The 20,181-nt window shown below is 41.4% G+C and carries 15 protein-coding genes and 1 tRNA gene; 8 read left to right on the top strand and 8 right to left on the bottom strand.

The annotated features are described in order from the left end of the window. Positions 1-37: 37 nt before the first annotated feature. Positions 38-775, bottom strand: coding sequence for an ABC transporter ATP-binding protein (locus H5183_RS19995; protein ID WP_182732533.1), 738 nt, complete (start codon positions 773-775; stop codon positions 38-40). 17 nt (positions 776-792) lie between these two features. Next, complete coding sequence (locus tag H5183_RS19990; RefSeq protein ID WP_182732532.1) at positions 793-2,043, bottom strand: HlyD family secretion protein; 1,251 nt, start codon at positions 2,041-2,043, stop codon at positions 793-795. Positions 2,044-2,387: 344 nt separating this feature from the next. On the opposite strand from H5183_RS19990, the gene H5183_RS19985 reads away from it, so the two are divergent. From H5183_RS19985 to H5183_RS19975, 3 genes are all read left to right on the top strand, one after another. Next, complete coding sequence (locus tag H5183_RS19985; protein WP_182732531.1) at positions 2,388-3,737, top strand: sigma-54 dependent transcriptional regulator; 1,350 nt, start codon at positions 2,388-2,390, stop codon at positions 3,735-3,737. Next, positions 3,734-5,029, top strand: a complete 1,296-nt coding sequence (locus H5183_RS19980) for a PAS domain-containing sensor histidine kinase (protein ID WP_259397442.1) — start codon at positions 3,734-3,736, stop codon at positions 5,027-5,029. The genes H5183_RS19985 and H5183_RS19980 overlap by 4 nt, the downstream gene beginning before the upstream one ends. A gap of 227 nt (positions 5,030-5,256) precedes the next feature. After that, on the top strand, positions 5,257-5,640 hold the full coding sequence (locus H5183_RS19975; protein WP_145234995.1) for a DUF1842 domain-containing protein: 384 nt from the start codon (positions 5,257-5,259) through the stop codon (positions 5,638-5,640). A gap of 461 nt (positions 5,641-6,101) precedes the next feature. On the opposite strand, the gene H5183_RS19970 is transcribed toward H5183_RS19975, so the two are convergent. Beyond that, positions 6,102-8,039: a BspA family leucine-rich repeat surface protein gene (locus tag H5183_RS19970; protein WP_182732530.1), complete on the bottom strand. Its 1,938-nt coding sequence runs from the start codon at positions 8,037-8,039 to the stop codon at positions 6,102-6,104. Positions 8,040-8,499: 460 nt separating this feature from the next. Further along, a tRNA-Leu gene (locus H5183_RS19965) sits at positions 8,500-8,584 on the bottom strand. Positions 8,585-8,837: 253 nt separating this feature from the next. Here H5183_RS19965 and H5183_RS19960 point away from each other — a divergent pair. After that, entirely contained in the window at positions 8,838-9,338 is a 501-nt protein-coding gene (locus tag H5183_RS19960) for an RDD family protein (protein WP_145234991.1), read from the top strand. A 32-nt stretch (positions 9,339-9,370) separates the two neighbouring features. Here the strand turns inward: H5183_RS19960 and lptG are convergent, their stop codons facing one another. After that, on the bottom strand, positions 9,371-10,438 hold the full coding sequence (gene lptG / locus H5183_RS19955; protein ID WP_182732529.1) for an LPS export ABC transporter permease LptG: 1,068 nt from the start codon (positions 10,436-10,438) through the stop codon (positions 9,371-9,373). Continuing rightward, positions 10,435-11,547, bottom strand: coding sequence for an LPS export ABC transporter permease LptF (gene lptF, locus H5183_RS19950; protein WP_182732528.1), 1,113 nt, complete (start codon positions 11,545-11,547; stop codon positions 10,435-10,437). The genes lptG and lptF overlap by 4 nt, the downstream gene beginning before the upstream one ends. A gap of 264 nt (positions 11,548-11,811) precedes the next feature. Here lptF and pepA point away from each other — a divergent pair, with 264 nt between their 5' ends. From pepA to H5183_RS19935, 3 genes are all read left to right on the top strand, one after another. Then, a complete protein-coding gene (gene pepA, locus H5183_RS19945; RefSeq protein WP_145234985.1) occupies positions 11,812-13,323 on the top strand; it encodes a leucyl aminopeptidase in 1,512 nt (503 codons plus the stop codon). A 174-nt stretch (positions 13,324-13,497) separates the two neighbouring features. Further along, positions 13,498-13,944, top strand: a complete 447-nt coding sequence (locus H5183_RS19940; RefSeq protein ID WP_145234983.1) for a DNA polymerase III subunit chi — start codon at positions 13,498-13,500, stop codon at positions 13,942-13,944. Between the two features lie 60 nt (positions 13,945-14,004). After that, entirely contained in the window at positions 14,005-16,860 is a 2,856-nt protein-coding gene (locus tag H5183_RS19935) for a valine--tRNA ligase (protein WP_182732527.1), read from the top strand. 97 nt (positions 16,861-16,957) lie between these two features. Here H5183_RS19935 and H5183_RS19930 read toward each other — a convergent pair whose 3' ends face one another. After that, a complete protein-coding gene (locus tag H5183_RS19930) occupies positions 16,958-18,220 on the bottom strand; it encodes an outer membrane protein transport protein (protein ID WP_145234979.1) in 1,263 nt (420 codons plus the stop codon). Between the two features lie 289 nt (positions 18,221-18,509). Between H5183_RS19930 and H5183_RS21865 the strand changes: the two genes are divergently transcribed. Continuing rightward, entirely contained in the window at positions 18,510-18,851 is a 342-nt protein-coding gene (locus tag H5183_RS21865) for a hypothetical protein (protein ID WP_145234977.1), read from the top strand. Here H5183_RS21865 and H5183_RS19925 read toward each other — a convergent pair. Further along, on the bottom strand, positions 18,811-20,028 hold the full coding sequence (locus tag H5183_RS19925) for an HD-GYP domain-containing protein (RefSeq protein WP_145234975.1): 1,218 nt from the start codon (positions 20,026-20,028) through the stop codon (positions 18,811-18,813). The genes H5183_RS21865 and H5183_RS19925 overlap by 41 nt on opposite strands. Positions 20,029-20,181 lie beyond the last annotated feature (153 nt).

The following is a 20,181-nucleotide window of genomic DNA, read 5'->3' as shown; positions in this document are numbered from 1 at the left end:
TTTGGATATTCCATTTTACTCTCACTAAACAGGTTATTTAAGCACTTAGCTGATCTTTTATACCCACAGCCCCTAGCATCTCACCATCCAATAGCTTTAGTTGCCTTGTAGCCATATCACAGTAACGCGGGTCATGTGTCACCATGCAAATAGTGGTGCCGGCTGCATGTAGCTCACTTAATACGTGCATAACTTGATCTCCCGATTTTGAGTCTAAATTACCCGTTGGCTCATCAACTAATAATATTGCCGGTTCAGTCACCAGCGCTCGGGCTATCGCCACGCGTTGTTGCTGTCCTCCTGATAATTGGTTAGGTTTATGACTCATACGATGCCCAAGCCCTACTTTTTCAAGGCACGCTTTTACTTTTTCAGCAATCATTTGCTTGTTTGGTTTACAGTGGTGATAACGCAGTGGTAATGCCACGTTGTCGAACACACTTAACTCATCAATTAAATTAAATGATTGAAAAATAAATCCTATTTTTGCATTGCGAATTTCAGCAGCCTGATTTAGCGAAAGTGCAGAGACGTCTTTACCGTCAATTAAATATTCACCGCTGGTTGGCATATCAAGTAAACCCAATAATGAAAGTAATGTTGATTTACCACAGCCAGATGGCCCCGATATCGACAAGTATTCACCGCGATAAATACACAAATCAATACTACGCAGTGCATAGGTTTGTAACTCTTGGGTTTCAAATACCTTACTAATTCCTTTCATTGCTAATACGACATCGGCTTGGGTGTTCGTTATTTTTTGCTCTGTCATTATTTTTGTCCTGTTCATTAGTTAATTAGAATTTCGCTATTGCTGCGAGTAAGGTTGGTTAAATCTGAAATAATTAATTGCTGATCTAACTGTGCGCCGCTTAGTATTTCGATAAAGCGCCCAGCCTCGCGACCAAATTTGATATCAACCAAGTGTGCGCTTTGCTGCTGTGAGTTTACCTGATACAGATCTCTTACACTGTGCGGTTTTACGTTTGCTGGGCGCTCGATATAAGTAACATCTTTTAGCTGTGCGACCTTAATATTGGCATCGACGGTTAATTGCGGCCGAACATTTTCAGGGAGCTCTTTAGGCAACGATAACTCTACCTCTACTGTATTATTACTCACCACAGGGCTGATGCGTGACACCTTTGCCATAACAACACCGCGGCGTGTATCTACTTCTGCGAGCTGCCCTAACCGAATATCATCTACTTGATTTTGTGGTACTTGAATAATTGCAATTAATGAATCAACCGAGCCGATAAGCGCAATTTCTTGCCCTGCATTTACGCTTTGCCCAAGCTCAATCGGTAAACGCTGTAATACCCCATCCATTCCCGCTACTACAGATAGATTGGCCAATTGTGTTTGTGCCATAACTACTAACCCTTGTTGCTGTTTAATTTGCTCAAGCTGAATGTTTTCAGATTCTATGTGTACGGCTTTTAGTTGCTCTGAACGTTGCTTAGCTATTGCTAATTGCTGGCGAAGTTGTTGCTCGTCTAACACGCTACGCTGATAATTAAGCGTTGAGACTATGCCCCGTTCAACCAAACTGGTTTCAGCTTTTAATTTTAGTTTGGCATTTTCGTAAGCGGCATGGCTTTGTGCCACATGAGAGCGCTCGTTTAATAACTCGCGAGTATTGTTTAATCTTAACTGGCGTAAGTTAGCATTGAGTTTATTAAGTTCTTGCTGCGCATTTTCGAGCTGTTGCTCAAGCGCTGGATTGGCTAACTGCACAATCACTGAGTCACTGGTCACTATTGCGCCTGGTTTTAATAAAATAGCCTGCACAGTGGCCAACGTTTTTGCCGTAAGCAATTGCTGCTGCGCAGATTTAAGTTCACCATAACCTGTAACCGTAATCGCAAGCGCGCCTTGGCGTACATCACTAATAATAATATTACTGCGCGATACTGACACACCTACTTGACTGCTGCGCTGATAAATCACTGCCACAATTAAAATAACAGCCAGTAATAAAATTAGCTTATGCCAAAGCGATAACTGCTTGACTACTTTTGTTTTTACTATGTCCATATTGCACCGCATTATGCTTTGTATATCTAAGCTATAGCGAAACACGTGCCAACATTAAAAATCAATAAATACAAACAATTACAAGTATGTACTATTTAAAAATTCTTATTGAGCGGCGATACCGGACTCCTCAGTATCAATTTGAGACTGGCCCTAGTTAAAGGCTTTCACTTCGACAGACACGCTAACCCAAAATCGGACGCAAGCAGTCCGTAATCGGACTGGAACACCTACTGAAATCACCTTTAAATAGCTAACAAGCTGAAATACAAAAATAAAATTACTGGCATAGAAATCGCTATACGCTACAATCAACCTGTGCTTATTCACCTATTTGGAAGTTTATGCCTGCCACTATTTTGATCATTGAAGATAGCCCCGAAATCCGCCTAAGCGCGCGCTTTATTTTAGAAGATAACGGCTACCAAGTGCTCGAATGCGACTCACCTTTTAGCGCGCAAGCAGTAGTTAAAGATAGCCAAGCGATTGACCTTATTTTGCTCGATATGAATTTTACCCGCGACACCACATCAGGTGACGAAGGTTTGGCGTTTTTACAGCACTTACATAAACAACAGTTAGATATCACTGTCATCGCAATGACTGCGTGGTCGAGCGTAGATCTAGCGGTTCGCGCTATGCAACACGGTGCGTGTGACTTTATTGAAAAGCCATGGCAAAACCAGCGCTTATTAAAATTGCTCGATCAGCAACTCACACTTAAAAAGTTAAACAAACAAAATCAAAAGTTGCTGCAACAGCTTAACGATCATGCCTCGCCTGCATTTGTGTATCAGTCACACGCTATGCAACAACTGATAAGTCAGTTAGCTAAGGTAGCTAAAACCGATGCCAACATTTTACTAACCGGTGAAAATGGTACGGGTAAGAGCCAATTAGCACAATGGCTTCATCAGCAGTCAACGCGCCATACACAACCGTTTATTGCAGTGAATATGGGGGCTATTGTTGAATCGTTATTTGAAAGCGAAATGTTTGGTCATAAAAAAGGCGCGTTTACTGATGCTAAAAATGAGCGCATTGGCCGCTTTGAACTGGCCGATAACGGCAGTTTATTTTTAGACGAAATAGCCAATATACCACTACCACAACAAGCAAAATTATTACGGGTACTCGAAAGCCAAGAGTTTGAGATGGTTGGCGCGAGTCACACTAAAAAAACCAATGTACGCTTGATCAGTGCCACCAATGGCGATATTGCCACACTGATAAAACAAGGCCAGTTTAGAGAAGATTTATACTATCGGATAAACACTTTGGAGTTTGTAATACCGCCACTACGCGAACGCATTGAAGATATAGTGCCTTTGTGCGAGCACTTTATAAATTTACATGCTAAAAAATACTCAAGCACCATACTTACATTGAGTGAATGCGCTAAACAGGAATTAAACCACTATACTTGGCCGGGCAATGTACGCGAGCTAAGCCATGTGATTGAACGGGCAATATTGTTAGCAACAACCGACACATTGACCGCCGATGACTTAAACCTGCACAGCAGTCAAATCAATAACACATTACCACTAATGACACTAGAGCACGCAGAGCGCCAATTAATTGATTTAGCCCTCAAGCAGACCCAAGGCCATATTCCTAACGCCGCTAAATTATTAGGTTTAGGTAAATCTTCTATGTATCGTCGCCTTGAAAAATACGGGATTACCGTATGAAAAGCAGTATGACACTTAGTTGTCTTTATCACTCATCGCTGGAACGCAGTTTAATTGGCTTTGCATTTTTTAGTAGCACTTTAGCAGCGTTGGGGTGCTATTTTATTGGCCAATATTTTGCTTTATCTGTTGTTACTTCTGCCGTTATCTCAATCCTATTTTTAGCTATTTATCTTAAGCTGTTTATTCGTACCTATAAAAAAGTGATCAACAGCTTTAACCGCAATTACGCCCACCTAGATGCCATTTTAAACGAAGATTATAACCAGCTCGTTAAGCCCAGCTATCAGGCGGGGAGTATTCACCAATTACAACAAAGCTTGATTGAGTTAAGTGAAGAGTTATTTAAAAAGAAGTCGCGATACGATCAGCATGTTTTTTTGGTGTACCAATTAATTGAGCATTTTAATGTGCCGATCATGGTGCTCGATCAACATAATAAGCTCAGTTATGCCAATAATGCGTTTAGCGAATTTAAACAGACTCAATGGCAAACCTTACGCTATGCAAGCGCTGAACAATTAGGGCTTACAAAGCAAGACGCACATTGGCAATTTAGCGATGTTATTACAGCCCAGCAATGGCAAATACGCCACAGTGAATTTATAGAGCAAGGCAGCTGTCATCAACTTATTGTTATGATCGACATCACCTCAGCCCTTCGCGAAAGCCAACTGCAAGCATGGCAGCAAATTATTCGCGTACTCGGTCACGAAATTCGCAACTCACTCACACCAGTTACTGCAATGGCTGAAAATCTCGCCGTGAAGCTCACCGAGCCACGACAAATACAAGCACTTAATGTTATAAGTGAGCGCTGTAATTATCTTAATGAATTTGTCACGCGCTATGGCGATATAAATAAACCACTGGCACTTAATATAGTAGCAATAGACACCGACACATTTTTAAAACAAGTGTGCGCAATATACCCTGACGTTGCATTTAGCTGCGTAACAGACGCCGCAACTTTTAAGGCCGACCGCACGTTTATTCATCAAGTCATGATCAATCTAATAAAAAATGCCATCGAAGCAAGCACCCCGCCCGTTAAAATAACATTAGGTGTGCATAAGCAAGGAAAAGTAAGCTGCATCACCATTGATGATAACGGCCAAGGCCTTGCCAACCCCGATAACATATTCGTGCCGTTTTACACCACTAAACAACAAGGTCAAGGGATTGGTCTAAGCTTTTGTCGCAACGTGATAGAGCAGCATCATGGTAGTTTGAGCTTAGCGAATAAAGAAAAACACCAAGGTGCAGTCGCAACAATACTATTGCCAGTGTAGCTAGCTTCGAAAAGAAATACTAAAAAGAACATTTAGTTTAATCAGCGAATACTTTGTAAAAGCAGCCCCTATTCTAAAAAACAACGATAAAAAAACCTGTACGCCCTCAAACTCAACTTCATGTAATACGCTGTAATATGTCTTTTGTGGTGGTCATTCTACAATTTCACTCGGTTACTGAGTAACCATATAACAGTGCGAATGCAATCTACAAAAGGAACAAGAAAATGTCTGATGAAAGCTTATATCTCGTTAAATTACAATTTCAATCTGGTGTTGTTGGTGGTGGCTCTATGGAAATTCAGTTTGCTGTAGATCCAAAAACAGGTTCATTAAATGGTCGAGCGAATGGCAGCATCCAAGAAGGAACGCAGCATTCACCTCATTTCACCGCTAGCGCATCAGGCCATATGCATGCAACTGGCTATAATGATGTAACTAAAGTTGGCGCGCTAACAGGTCAAGCAGTGGTGTCTTTTCCACCACCTGCAATTGGTAGTTACCAGTCACCTTTTACGGCAAGCTTTGGCGTTGATAATCAATGGAATGGCAAAGGCAGTTTTTCAGTGGGTGATAATACCTACCAATGCAAAGTGACTCTAATTGACTAAATAGAACATAGTTTGCTCTACTAGATTAAATTAAGCGGCGTATAGTAACTTTGAACGTCGCTTAGCTCTCACCTGTTTAGGTTTTCTTGGCTCACGTTTTAACTAAAGCTGAAGGTAAACAAGTCCGCACGACTAAAACTATATTTAAAGTATCTGTTGATTTAATACTGAGCAACTTGCTTCTATTTGATAAGTGCGCTGAAGAACAGTGTGAATTTGCTTTACGACTGTCCTTGTATGCATTACCTAGATTTTTAATCAATAAGTTAAGTTCTCTGCCAACTTGTTTTATGGCTCAACTTATCATGTATCGCGTTTTTAAAAGGCTTATTACCGTAACTCATAAACACTAGATAAATTTACACTTATATAATATAGAGCTTATTAACCATGCACTTCTGTGATGCAAGTAAATGCTGCGATGCTCTAAACATAGAACAACACAGCTTACTGGTTAAATGCTATTGTACTAATCCGCCATCAGCAATATTCCATTCATGTATGTTAGTGAGAATATCGCGTCCAGTTTTTCCAGCTTCAGAATACTGGCTATTACCAGCATGAAAACCAATTTTTAGCGGTGGAGTCGATAACTTACTCCAGCCATTGAGTAGAGCATCGTAGTTTTCAACCGACAATGCAATCCCTTCAAACATGCTACGCATATCACTGAGGTTAGAAATATCCCAATCACTTAAGTTCTGATCAAATGAAACCGCATTGCGAAACATACTGTTCATATAGGCAACGTCGGACACATTCCAGCGGCCAATGTCTTGATTAAATGCTGATGCACCATCAAACATATTGCCCATATAAAATACAAACCCAACTTTCCAATCACCTAAGTCTTGATTAAATGACACTGCATTAGCAAATAGTCCTGTCATCCTATAAACACCGCCAACTGTCCATCTGCCTATTGGTTGGTTGAATTGACTGGCATTATTAAACATGCGTATCATGTCTTTTAAGCTCGCTGTATCCCAATTGCTAATATCTTGATTAAAGTTCGTTGCACCATCAAACATATGCCCCATTCTTACGACACGAGACACATCCCAGCTTTCAAGAGCTTGATCAAATAAAATAGCACCTTGAAACATACCGGTCATATCAGTAATAGTAGAAACATCCCAATCGTTTATGTCTTGATTGAACGATTGCGCATACGAAAACATGTAAGAGAGATTCGTGACGTTTGATAAGTCAGGTGTATCTAAGGCATTAATAACAAGGTTAGAGCAGTTTATAAATGCACGCTCCATTGATGACCAACGAATATCACCCCACTGCTCTATGGTTAATAATTTGTTCCAATCAGCTTGCGTTTCATCAAAGTAAAAACGTGGGAAGTCACCACTTATTTTAATAGTATAGGTTCCGCTGGTGTCGTATGTGTGGGTAATTGTATTAACAACATTGCGGTCGATAGTGCCATCGCCCCACTCTATCTGGAAGTTATAACCTTCACCTTTCGTTGCAATTTTAATTGTATTAGCATCTGTTGAGAACAGTTGTGTATTATCCGTTTTCCAGGTTGTGATAAATTCACGAGGTATAACCACCTCAACAGTGCGCTCAATACTTGCCGTGTTTCCTGCTTTATCTGTTGCAGTATAGGTAACTATGTATACACCTGTGTTCTTAACGTCCACTTCACCAAATACTGTTGCACTGATTGCACCATCAAAGTCATCAAGTGCCGACGCCCCTTGCTCTGAGTACTCTTCATTTAAAAATAGCTTAATATACTCTTTACCAATGAGAGTAAGCAGCGGTGGCGAGGTGTCTTTAGCCTCAAGTACTGTCACTTTTCGGGTAATTGAACCCGTATTACCAGCGGAATCGACTGCAGTATATGTAATTGTGTAGTCGCCGTGCGTACTTTCGTCCACAGAGCCTGAAATAGCGACACTGACTGTTCCATCCACATTGTCTTGTGCTTGCGCCCCTAGTTCTTGGTATGATTCGCCCAGCTCAAGAGAAATAGACTTTTCACCATTCAACGTTATAGTTGGCGCTTGTGTATCGTCGGGTGCAACCACTGTAATTGTTCTAATTACACTTGAAGAGTTTCCCGCGCTGTCAGTAGCAGTGTATGTAAACGTATATACACCAGCTTGATTAAGGTTCAAAGAGCCTGACACGCTAACACTTACGCTACCGTCTTTATCGTCTGAAGCAGATGCACCTAACTCTTGGTAGCTATTGCCTATATTGAGCGTAATAGCTTGCGAACCGTTTAAAGTAATAACAGGCGCTGTTATATCTAGGTTTGAATTAGTTCCTGTGTCAGATTTTTCTGCACTACCAGAGCCACCGCCACAAGCAGATAATGTAAACAGAATGCACAAAATAAAAATATGCTTAAAGATAAATAAGCGATTAGTCGTCATTTTTTTTCCTTTAAAATGCCTCAATGTACGAACTTTGAGTAAGGGTAAGTAATAAAGTAAAAATATATTTAGGGCGCGCATTCTACTATACCCACAATAGGTAATCTGTATTTATTTACCAATAGACTATTGTTGATAAGTTTTTTAATCAGCATGAGGGAAAGTTAAAACGATACGGATTGGCTAAAAAAGCTATGGTTCATCGTCAAATATTGGTTTGAGTGGCGCTCGAGTCCGCATTTCACTTTTAAACTTGAAACCATAATTCATCCATGAAGCTGCATCCATCGTTCATCCATGAACTCACTTCGAGCAACTGCGAAACTACGTTTCGGTTTACTCTCACCCAGCAGGCGGGCTTTAACTCGTAACAGCGCCACTCCGGGTGGCGCTCGAGTCCGCATTTCACTTTTCTATAGGCATAAAAAAACCCTTGCTAAAAAGCAAGGGCTATCAAAAGTGGTACCAGCGGCCGGACTTGAACCGGCACGCCTTGCGGCAGGGGATTTTGAATCCCCCATGTATACCAATTTCATCACGCTGGCATCATTTTTCTTTAACCTTCTAACATGAGAAGATAAAGAAAAACCACTTTAGAGCTAGGACTTATCAAGCTGTCTTTGTCTCTATGCCATGCATTATACAAACAATAAGAGGAGCAGCAAGCGTTTTTTACAAAACCACGATCAACCGCTTAACAATTGAGCAACCATTAACATTCACTCATAAAAGCGACTAGCTAGTATTTGTCTCGCTATTTGCTAAACTAGCGCACATATTAACTTTGTGAGTTTATTTATGTCTGCTGAATTTCCGCGTGCGAGCTTTTGGCGTCGCTTTGCGTCGTTAGTTTACGATACGTTAGCTATTATTGCATTTGCTATGCTAAGCGTTGTTTTGTATTTGTTTGCCGTACAAGGGCTTATTTCACTTGAGGTTATTAGTTTAAATGGTGCTGAGGATGTGTCTGCGCTAATTCAAAATTCACTATTGTTATCAGGTCTTCGCAGTACACTTTTAGTCGTTGTAGCGTTAGTGTTTTTTGGCTATTTTTGGACTAAGAGTGGCCAAACGATTGGTATGCGCGCATGGCGTTTAAAAGTACAAACTCGCGATGGTAAGCTAATTAGTTGGTCACAAGCCGTTATTCGTAGCGTAACCGCATTACTTGGCTTGGGTAATTTAGTGGTATTAGTTGATTTTAAAAACAAACGAGCGCTGCAAGATTACCTGTCTAAAACCGAGGTTGTTGCGCTAACAAAAGAAGAAAACAAACGAATTTATCGTTCTTTAGATTAGCAATAAGGAGCTAGGCTGCTAGCTCCCCATTATCAATTTCGCTTATTAAGCAAGTAAGTCGCAAAACCTATAAATATTATGCTTGGTAAAGTCGCCCCGATTATCGCAGGGATTTGATACACCATCACCACAGGACCAAATATTTCATTGGTTAGGTGAAATGCAATACCGGTTACTACGCCCATTACAATCCGCGCGCCCATCGTCACTGTACGCAGTGGGCCAAATATAAACGACAGCGCCACTAATAACATCACCGCTATCGATACTGGCTGCATAATTTTACGCCATAAAGCCAGCTCATAGGTGCTGGTATCTTGCTCATTTTGTTTTAAATAACCTAAATACGACCAAAGTCCTGTGAAAGAAAGCGCCTCTGGTTTTACCGATACTACACCCAGCTTTTCAGCTGTAAGTTGTGATTCGTAAAACTCTTCATCTTGTTGATGTGTACTGATCAACTCTTCACTGAGTTGCAGTTTACTTACATCACGAAGTAACCAACCATCTTTACGGCCTACTGCTTCGCGAGCTTTAGTAATTTGTGTAAGTTGTAGTGATTTATCAAAATGATACATGTTCACACCGTGTAATACGCCGTTTTGGTCAACATCTTCTATATTAATAAAGTTATTACCATCTTTAGCCCATACACCTTGCTGAGCGTTAAATACATCGCCACCGTGTATAGCTTGATTACGCATTTCTTTCGCTTTGAGCTGTGCGGCCGGTGCGCCCCACTCGCCTAATACCATCATACAAAGCGCCATAAATATTGCAGTTTTCATCACTGAGACAATAATTTGCAAACGCGACATACCAGCAGCTTGCATAACCACCAGTTCACTATTTGACGCAAGTGCTCCAAGACCTGTTAAGCCACCAATTAAAGCGGCCATTGGGAAGAACACCACAAGATCGCCAGGCATGCTATATAATGTATATAACAATGCAGTTGCAATATCATAGCTACCGCGACCGACTGATTTAAGCTGCTCAATAAATTTAATCAGGGTACTGATCCCCACCAAGACCATCAAAGCAAAACCAGTGGTTTGCAAGATGCTACGGCCTAAGTACCAATCAAGCATTTTCATCATGCGCCATACTCCCGCTTAGTCAACACAGCTTTTAGCCAAGCACCGAGTGGCCGCCCTTTAATGATCAAAAAGCCGCCGATAAATAACGCCGTAAAGTGGATCCACCATAGGCCAATTGAAGGCGGAATTTTACCATCCTCAACTGCAAATTTTGCTGCATTCAATAAGATGAAATAACCTAAATACAAGCTTATGGCAGGTACTAACTTGGCAAACTTACCTTGGCGCGGATTAACGACACTCAGCGGTACTGCTAATAAAGTAAGTAGCGGAATAGAAAGCGGAATAGCAAGACGCCACTGCCACTGAGCAATCGCATCAGTCGTTTTCATCGCAAACAAATCAATGGTCGGCACAGCTTCAAGTTTGCGGCGTTGATGTTCTATCTCTTGCTCACGGATTTGTACACTATAGCCATCAAATTCGGTTAAATTGAGCGCTGGCGTTTCGCCGTCAGTTTCGTAACGCTTACCGTCACTGAGCACCAATTGCTGCTCACCGCTTTCTTGCTCGACCACCACACCCCGCTGCGCATATACTAACCGTGCGAGATTGTCTTTTTCACTATCGGGTAGTTGTGCTACAAATACTTTGTGTAATTCTTTGCCGCCGTTTTCGATATTGTGAATAAACACCACCGCTTTTTCGTTCCCTGTTTGTTGAAAGCGCCCAGCACGCAGCGCTGATAACCCGGCATCCGCTTTGGCTTGTTCTTTCAATTGATATTCTTGTTCACTCGCCCATGGGGCTATATATAAAGTCAGTACTCCCGCCAATAGCGCTAGTACCACACTAGAAACTAAGGTTACACGCACTACGTACCATTCACTAACGCCACAGGCTTTGAGAACAGTCATTTCACTGTCGGCATAAATGCGACTGTAGGCGAGAATAATCCCTAAAAAGATACTTAGCGGTAGTATTAATGATGCCAATTGCGGTAACTTTAGTGCAATCATCGACAGTACTAACTTAGCAGGAATACCGCCTTCAGAGGCGTCGCTTAGAATAACAACAAACTTTTGCGACAAAAAAATTGTCATCAAAGTTAAAAATACGGCGACCTGAGACTTTAAAACTTCAGTGGTCAAATAACGGAAAATTAGCAATGATCGCCCCTGTTAAACATGATGTTTTACTTCAAGAGTAAGAAAATTTGAGTAAACTTAAGGTTTTATTATATGTCATCAACATTAAATATCATACCTAGCAACTCGATATATTGTCGCATTAGTGGTATTGATGGCTACAAAAGTATAAAGTTCAAATACACATAATGAGTCAGCGTTTATAAGCTAATATTAAGCTAGTATCTGGATTTTTATTTTATTACCCTTATTTAAGGGTTAAATGACTCAAAATTAGGAGTGACAATGGAATTTAGCGTAAAAAGTGGTAGTCCTGAAAAGCAACGTAGCGCATGTATTGTAGTTGGCGTTTATGAGCCACGTCGTTTATCCCCCATTGGTGAACAACTCGATAAAATCAGTGATGGTTATATCTCTAATTTATTGCGTCGCGGCGACCTTGAAGGCAAGCCGGGACAAGTGCTGTTATTGCATCATGTACCCAATGTGTTAAGTGAACGCATACTATTGGTCGGCTGTGGTAAAGAGCGCGAGCTAGACGACAAACAATACAAACAAATTATTTCAAAAACTATCAATACCCTAAATGAAACTGGGTCGATGGAAGCGGTATGCTTTTTAACTGAGCAACATGTTAAAAGTCGCGACACCTACTGGAAAGTCCGCCAAGCGGTCGAAACCACCCAAGACTGCTTGTACACATTTAACCAATTAAAAAGCAAAAAAAGTGACCCGCGTCGCCCGCTGCGTAAAATTGTGTTTAACGTGCCAACTCGCCGCGAACTTACCATTGGTGAAAGCGCCATTGAACATGGTCTAGCGATCGCTGCAGGTAGTAAGTTATGTAAAGACGTAGCGAACATGCCGCCAAACATCTGTAATCCTGCATATTTAGGTGAACAAGCGCAAGAACTTGCAGCTAACTTTGACAACGTTACAGTTGATATAATTGGCGAAGATAAAATGGCAGAGTTAGGTATGAATTCATACTTAGCAGTTGGTCGTGGTAGTGATAACGAATCTATTATGTCGGTAATTAACTACCAAGGCGGCGCGAAAGATCAAGCCCCAATCGTGCTAGTTGGTAAAGGTTTAACCTTTGACTCAGGTGGTATTTCACTCAAACCAGGCGAAGCCATGGATGAAATGAAATACGACATGGGCGGTGCAGCCGGTGTTATTGGCGCAATGCGTGCTTTGGTGCAAATGCAATTACCGATTAACGTAATTGGTGTACTCGCAGGTTGTGAAAACATGCCAAGCTCGAATGCTTATCGTCCGGGTGATATTTTGACCACTATGTCAGGGCAAACAGTTGAAGTACTAAATACCGACGCTGAAGGCCGCTTAGTATTATGTGATGCACTCACTTATGTTGAGCGCTTTGAACCTGAAACCGTGATTGATGTCGCTACTTTAACTGGCGCTTGTATTGTTGCCCTTGGCGCTCATGCAACGGGGTTATTATCTAACCACAACCCACTGGCACATGACTTGTTAAAAGCATCTGAGCAAAGTGGCGACCGTGCGTGGCAGTTGCCACTGTGGGATGATTATCAAGATCAACTAGAAAGCCCATTTGCTGATTTTACTAACTTAGGCGGCCGCTCTGCGGGAACGATAACAGCAGCATGCTTCTTATCTAAGTTTACTAAAAAGTATAACTGGGCCCATTTAGATATCGCAGGCACTGCTTGGCGCAGTGGTAAAAACAAAGGCGCAACAGGTCGACCGGTGCCAATGCTTACGCAATATTTACTCAACCGTGCCGGTGTAAGCGAAACCAGCCAAGATTAAACCCCGCGTTTAACAATACATTGTAAATTTAAATAAGGCGCTTTTTAGCGCCTTATTTATTCCCCACTTATTAACGTATAAATTAGCGTATTAATTGAAGCAAAACGCGTTATATGGCAAAATCCCTGCTTTGATTTAAGTATTATTTTCAATACTGTGGGAAGCCCCGATACAATGAGCATGAACGCCCAGTTTTTCGTTCTAAAGCAACAAGATGAGTCATTAGCCAAGGCTGATGATCACTTTAGCTTAGCGGCTGATATTGCTGCTGAACAGTATCGTCTTGGTCATCGTATCTTTATTTACGTTGATGATCTTGAAATTGCCCATGCCATTGATGAAACTATTTGGTCATTCGACCCCGACAGTTTTGTGCCTCACAATCTCCAAGGTGAAGGTCCAAAAGGTGGTGCGCCCGTTGAAATAGGTACTACCCCGCCAGTCGGTAATCGTAAAGTTTTAATTAACTTGGCTGCACAATTGCCGGACTTTATTCGTCGGTTTAACCAAGTTTTTGATTTTGTGCCCGTTGAAGCCACTGCTAAACAAGCTGCCCGTGAGCGCTTTAAAAAGCTACGCCAACTCGGTGCTAATATCACCACGCAAGATATTAATAGCTAACATACCTTTTGTATAAATAGCTAACTAACTCATTTAAGTACTTATTTAAGGTTCTGTGTAATGGATAAAACCTACAATCCGCAAGATATTGAACAGTCGTTATACCAAGACTGGGAACAAAAAGGCTACTTCAAACCATCAGGTAAAGGCGATGCATATTCAATTATGATCCCGCCACCCAATGTCACTGGTAGCTTACACATGGGCCACGCTTTCCAAGACACCATTATGGATACCTTAACGCGTTTTAAACGTATGCAAGGTAATAACACATTATGGCAAGTAGGTACTGACCACGCAGGTATTGCTACGCAAATGCTGGTTGAACGTAAACTCTCTGCTGAAGAAGGTAAAACACGCCACGACTTAGGCCGTGAAGCTTTCATCGACAAAATTTGGCAGTGGAAAGAACAATCTGGCGGGACTATCACAAAACAACTTCGTCGCCTTGGCGCATCGGTTGACTGGGATCGTGAACGTTTCACTATGGATGACGGCTTATCAGAAGCAGTTAAAGAAGTGTTTGTACGCTTACACAAAGAAGATTTAATTTATCGTGGTAAGCGCCTAGTAAACTGGGATCCAAAGCTACACACGGCTATCTCTGATCTTGAAGTTGAAAACAAAGACAAACAAGGCCACATGTGGCACCTACGTTACCCATTGGCTGATGGTGTTACAACCCAAGACGGTAAAAACTACATTGTAGTGGCAACGACTCGCCCAGAGACCATGCTTGGTGACTCAGGCGTTGCAGTAAACCCAGATGACGAACGCTATCAAGACTTGATCGGTAAAGAGATTTTACTGCCGATTGTTAATCGTCGAATTAAAATTGTTGCTGATGAACATGCCGATAAAGACAAAGGCACTGGTTGTGTAAAAATCACGCCAGCACACGACTTTAACGATAACGAAGTTGGTAAACGTCATCAAATGCCGTTGATCAATATCTTCGATAAAGATGCCGCTATTCTAAGTCAAGGCGAAACGTACACCTTTGATGGTAAAGAGCTTGAGTTTGATGCACCAATTCCTGAGCGCCTGCATGCTCTTGACCGCTTCGATGCACGTAAAGCAATTGTGGCTGAATTTGAACAGTTAGGCTTACTTGAAAAGATTGAAGATCACGCTCTAACCGTACCTTACGGCGACCGCTCAGGTGTGGTTATTGAACCGCTACTTACTGACCAATGGTATGTACGTGTTGCACCACTGGCTGAGCCTGCAAAAGACGCAGTAAAAAATGGCGATATTCAATTTGTACCTAAGCAATACGAGAACATGTATTTCTCGTGGATGAACGACGTACAAGATTGGTGTATTTCGCGCCAGCTGTGGTGGGGTCACCGCATTCCAGCTTGGTACGACAGCGAAGGCAACGTTTTTGTTGGCCGTGATGAAGCAGAAGTACGTCGTGAAAACAACATTGCTGATAGCGTAACACTTAGCCAAGACGAAGATGTACTCGATACCTGGTTCTCATCAGCACTTTGGACTTTTTCAACCCAAGGCTGGCCTGCGAACACAGATGATTTGAAAACTTTCCACCCGTCTGACGTATTGGTAACTGGTTTTGATATTATCTTCTTCTGGGTAGCGCGCATGATCATGATGACCATGCATTTCATCAAAGATGATAACGGCAAGCCACAAGTGCCCTTTAAAACGGTTTACGTTACGGGTCTTATTCGCGATGAAAATGGCGATAAAATGTCAAAATCTAAAGGTAACGTACTTGATCCAATCGATATGATTGACGGTATCGACCTTGAAAGCTTAGTAACAAAACGCACCAGTAACCTGATGCAAGAAAAAGTCGCTAAGAAAATCGAAAAAGATACTCGTAAAACCTTTGATAACGGCATTGAAGCCCACGGTACAGATGCACTGCGCTTTACTTTAGCGGCAATGGCATCGACTGGTCGTGACATCAACTGGGATATGAACCGCCTTGAAGGTTACCGCAACTTCTGTAATAAGTTGTGGAACGCCAGCCGTTATGTACTAATGAACACCGAAGAGCAAGATTGTGGCTTTACAAATGATGCAGTTAAAGAGTATTCACTTGCTGATCGTTGGATCTTAGGCCAATTTGAAGCAACTGTTAAAACCTATACTGAGCACTTAGATAACTACCGTTTTGACCTTGCAGCAAATACGCTTTATGAGTTCACTTGGAACCAATTTTGCGATTGGTACTTAGAGCTGACAAAGCCTGTATTATTCAAAGGCAATGAAGCACAACAACGTGGTACGCGTCATACACTGATCACTGTGCTTGAAAGCCTACTGCGCTTAATGCACCCAATGATGCCATACATTACCGAAACGATTTGGCAACGTGTTGCGCCACTGGCAGGTCTTGAAACAGCGAACACTAGTATCATGGTACAAGCCTTCCCTGTTTACAATGAAGCTAACGTTGATGCAAAAGCAATGGATGATTTAGAGTGGGTTAAGCAATTCATTTTAGCCATTCGTAACATTCGTGGTGAAATGGATATTAGCCCAAGCAAGCCGTTATCAGTATTACTAGCAAATGCATCTGCGGATGATGTACGTCGTATTGAAGAAAATAAATCTTTCTTAGCATCACTTGCTAAAATTGAAGAATTTACGCTGCTTGATAACAAAGATGACGCACCTGCATGTGCAACATCTTATGTTGGTAACCTTGAGATCATGATCCCAATGGCAGGTCTAATCGATGTTGACGCCGAACTTGCACGTATTGCTAAGCAGCTTGAAAAAGCCGAAAAAGGCCTAGCTCAAGTGCAAAATAAACTAGCAAACGAAAAGTTTGTTAACAATGCACCTGAAGCAGTCCTTGCTAAAGAAAATGAGAAACTTGCAGAGTTCTCAGATGCGAAAGCAAAACTACTTGAGCAAAAAGCCAAGATCGAAAGCTTGTAACTAGATGCGGGGAACCCCGCACAGCTAGACACAAAAAAAGCCGCGTTAATAAATAACGCGGCTTTTTATTTGCGCGGGATAAACCCGCGCCTACAAATTAAAACGTGTAGTTATACTGCGCACCAAATAAGTATGCATGGCCTTTTGATTCAAAGCCCCACTGCTGACCTAAGCCATCAGATTCAGTAAAGTTTTGTGTTTTACCACGGAGAATACTCATACCAATATCTAGGTTTGCTTGTTCGCTCATGGTGTAGTTAACACCAAACGAGTACCAAAAACGGTCAGTATCAGGGATAGAAATCGACAGGTGTTTTTGATCGGCTGGTGATTCATCATAAGCAATACCAGCACGTAATAGTACAGCATCGTTAAACTGATAATCGCCACCGATTGAGTAACGCATTGAGTTTGAGAAGTGCTCATCTTTAGAGAATACAGGTGTATCTTTGCCTGGAACATAAGCTTCTAGCTTTTGGAAACTATCCCAACCAGTCCATAATACACTGTAGTGTAAGCCTGTTTTCTCATCTAACTGGTGTGTACCAGAGAACTCAGCAATCGCAGGGAGAGTGATTTCAACACTTCCAGGTACACTTACGCCAGCTAGGCCACCGATTTGTGCAGGTAATTGGTTAGAAAACTCGCCATCAAATGTGATATCTGTCTCGCTACGATAGTTAAAACCAAAGCGACTATTTTCATCAATCTGATAGCTAGCTCCTAAGTTCCAACCAAAGCCAGTATCATCGCCTTCTAAATGTACTGCTTGAGTTTGTGCTGGTAAACCTAATGGATTGGCACCAAAGTTACGAATGATTTTCGCATCTGCATAAACATAGTTTAAGCCAAGGCCAACACTAAATTGCTCATTGATTTTGTATGAACCACTTACGTTCATATTTACAGTAACAATCTCTGTTTCACCAGCAAGCTGGCCTGCAGGGTAATCTGCTTCAAATTCAGTTGATAAACCAAAATTTGAAAACGCACCAAAACCAACAGCAAACTTGTCATCTATAGGCATTACAAAATAACCTGCAGGAACAAAAGCGGCTGGCGCAATACTGCTGTCGTTTAGTTGACCAGGGTTAACTGATTGATTACTAGCTTCAGTGCCACGAAGGCTGACATCTGGAATGACAGCAATACCTGCAATACTTAGCTGCTGCTCTTTAAATACAGACATAAGAGCTGGATTACGCGCAACTACAGAGGCATCATCAGCCACTGCTGCTTCACCAGCATATGCACGCCCTAAGCCAGAGGCATTTTGCTCTGCAAGCTGGAAAGCCGCTGCAAACGTATCTGCAGACATAACAGCAAGTGATGCTGCAATTAAAGTTTTTGTAAATTTCATTGTGTTTCCTTAACCAAACAAAATGCTTGGGTTCCCATGTGTTGTCTCTAATTATTAGGAGTAAGTTACTTCAAAACCTTTGCACAGTACCTTACTTTTAAATAAAAAACTGTAACAAAGCGTTAAAAAACCCCATAAAAACCATTTTTTAACAGCAAAGTAACAGTTTTTTAAAACTCATCGGATAAGCTGCTGCGAAAAACTCATTTGCAATTAATTATCATTTAGATTGACTTGTTTGATAAGCACTATTAGACTGCCAAACAGGACTAGCAAAGGAGATGAAGCGGTGGAGATAGGATTAATTATTGCTGCGTTGGCTTTTTGTGGGGTAAGTGTATATTGCTTTTGCAAAGCTAATTTTTGTGCCTGCACTAGAGATGGTGAATGCGATAACCCTGTTAACCATTATTGGTTAGGTGCTATTGTTTGTGCTTTAGTCGCACTAGTGTGCTGCTGCAGTGCGTTACATTCAGAGAATGGGACTTTATTGTGGCTATTATTAATGGTGAGTTGCTTCAGTGGTGCGCTATTATCGGCTAAGCAATCAACTAAAAAACACTGTAACAAAGCAATAACCAAAAAACCGCTTAAACCAACAGATGCTCTTTTAACAAACGAGCCAAATTAAGCTGATAATCTAATGGTTTGATACTCGCTAAAATCTTTAAGTCATGATCTGGTGAAGTTAAATCAACATCTTTTGCCGTAATATGATGACTATGCTTAGCATTATAGAAAACTTTAACTTTAGGTTGAATGGGGTTCTGATGATTACCTTCAGTTACTAATGCCAATCGTTCATTGGTTAATTTAACAATCGTACCGACCGGATGCACACCTAAACACTTAATAAACCGCTGTACTAACTCACCATCAAACATGTGTTTATTAGCTAATAAATAGCGCAATGCGTTGATCGGTTCATCACCAATTTGATGGGGTCTATCTGCGGTCATTGCATCATAAACGTCAACTATCGCCATAATTCGCGCTGGTCGACTAAGTTTTTCGCCCTGCAGACCTCGAGGATAACCACTGCCATCTAAGCGCTCATGGTGATTAACTATCATATCAAGCATTAATGGGGTAATGCCTTTTTCGCCTTTTACCAAGCCTAAACTTTGCGCTACATGCTTTTTAATCGCCTGCATCTCAAGCTTATTTACTTTCTCAGGTTTAGAAAAAATCCCTTGTGGTAATTTAGCTTGGCCTAAGTCATGTAGCAAGGCCCCCATGGCCAGCTCTTGTACAACACTTTCTTTGTAACCTAAGTACTTGGCAAATACAGTGACAAAAATGGCGCAGTTAGTCATATGTCGCCAATTGTACATATGCTTATCTTTAATACGAGTTAAAATAGTCATTGCATTATGATTACGAAATACCGATGCCACGATATCTTTGGCAATGCCATCAAGCAATGCGATATTCATCTTTAAGCCTGAAGTAACATCGCCATATAAACTTTGTAAATTACGATTATGTTGCTCATAGCTCACACTCGCTTTGGCAAACTCTTGCTCAACTGTAATAACCTTTTTTATTTTTGATTTTTTAGGCTTGTCGGCTGCCACAGTCGCGACTTCAGGTTTAAGCTGATATTTGGCAGGAACACTCACGTCACTTTGCGTAAAATCTATCAGCAGCTCTTGCACTCCTTCTGATACCAAGCGCTTGATGATCGATTTATCGCGAACTAGGCCGCGAGTTTTGATTTTTATACTATCAACCCCCTCAAACTGCTTGCTAACACTGTCAACAAACATTCCTGGTACGAGTTCAGAAATTGGAAGGGTAATAAGCATATAAAGTGATTAATTCATTTCAAACAATAATAATTACTGATTATCAACGATCCACTACAAATGTCTATAACAAAAGTAACGAATACGAAATAAGCACTAGGAAATGGCGAGTTGGCGAGTTGGCTAGTTGGCTACTTGGCTACTTGGCTAGTT

Origin of the sequence: Pseudoalteromonas sp. SR44-8, assembly GCF_014163635.1 — a bacterium.
Taxonomy (GTDB): domain Bacteria; phylum Pseudomonadota; class Gammaproteobacteria; order Enterobacterales; family Alteromonadaceae; genus Pseudoalteromonas; species Pseudoalteromonas rhizosphaerae.
This window is presented reverse-complemented; position numbering and strand designations above follow the sequence as displayed.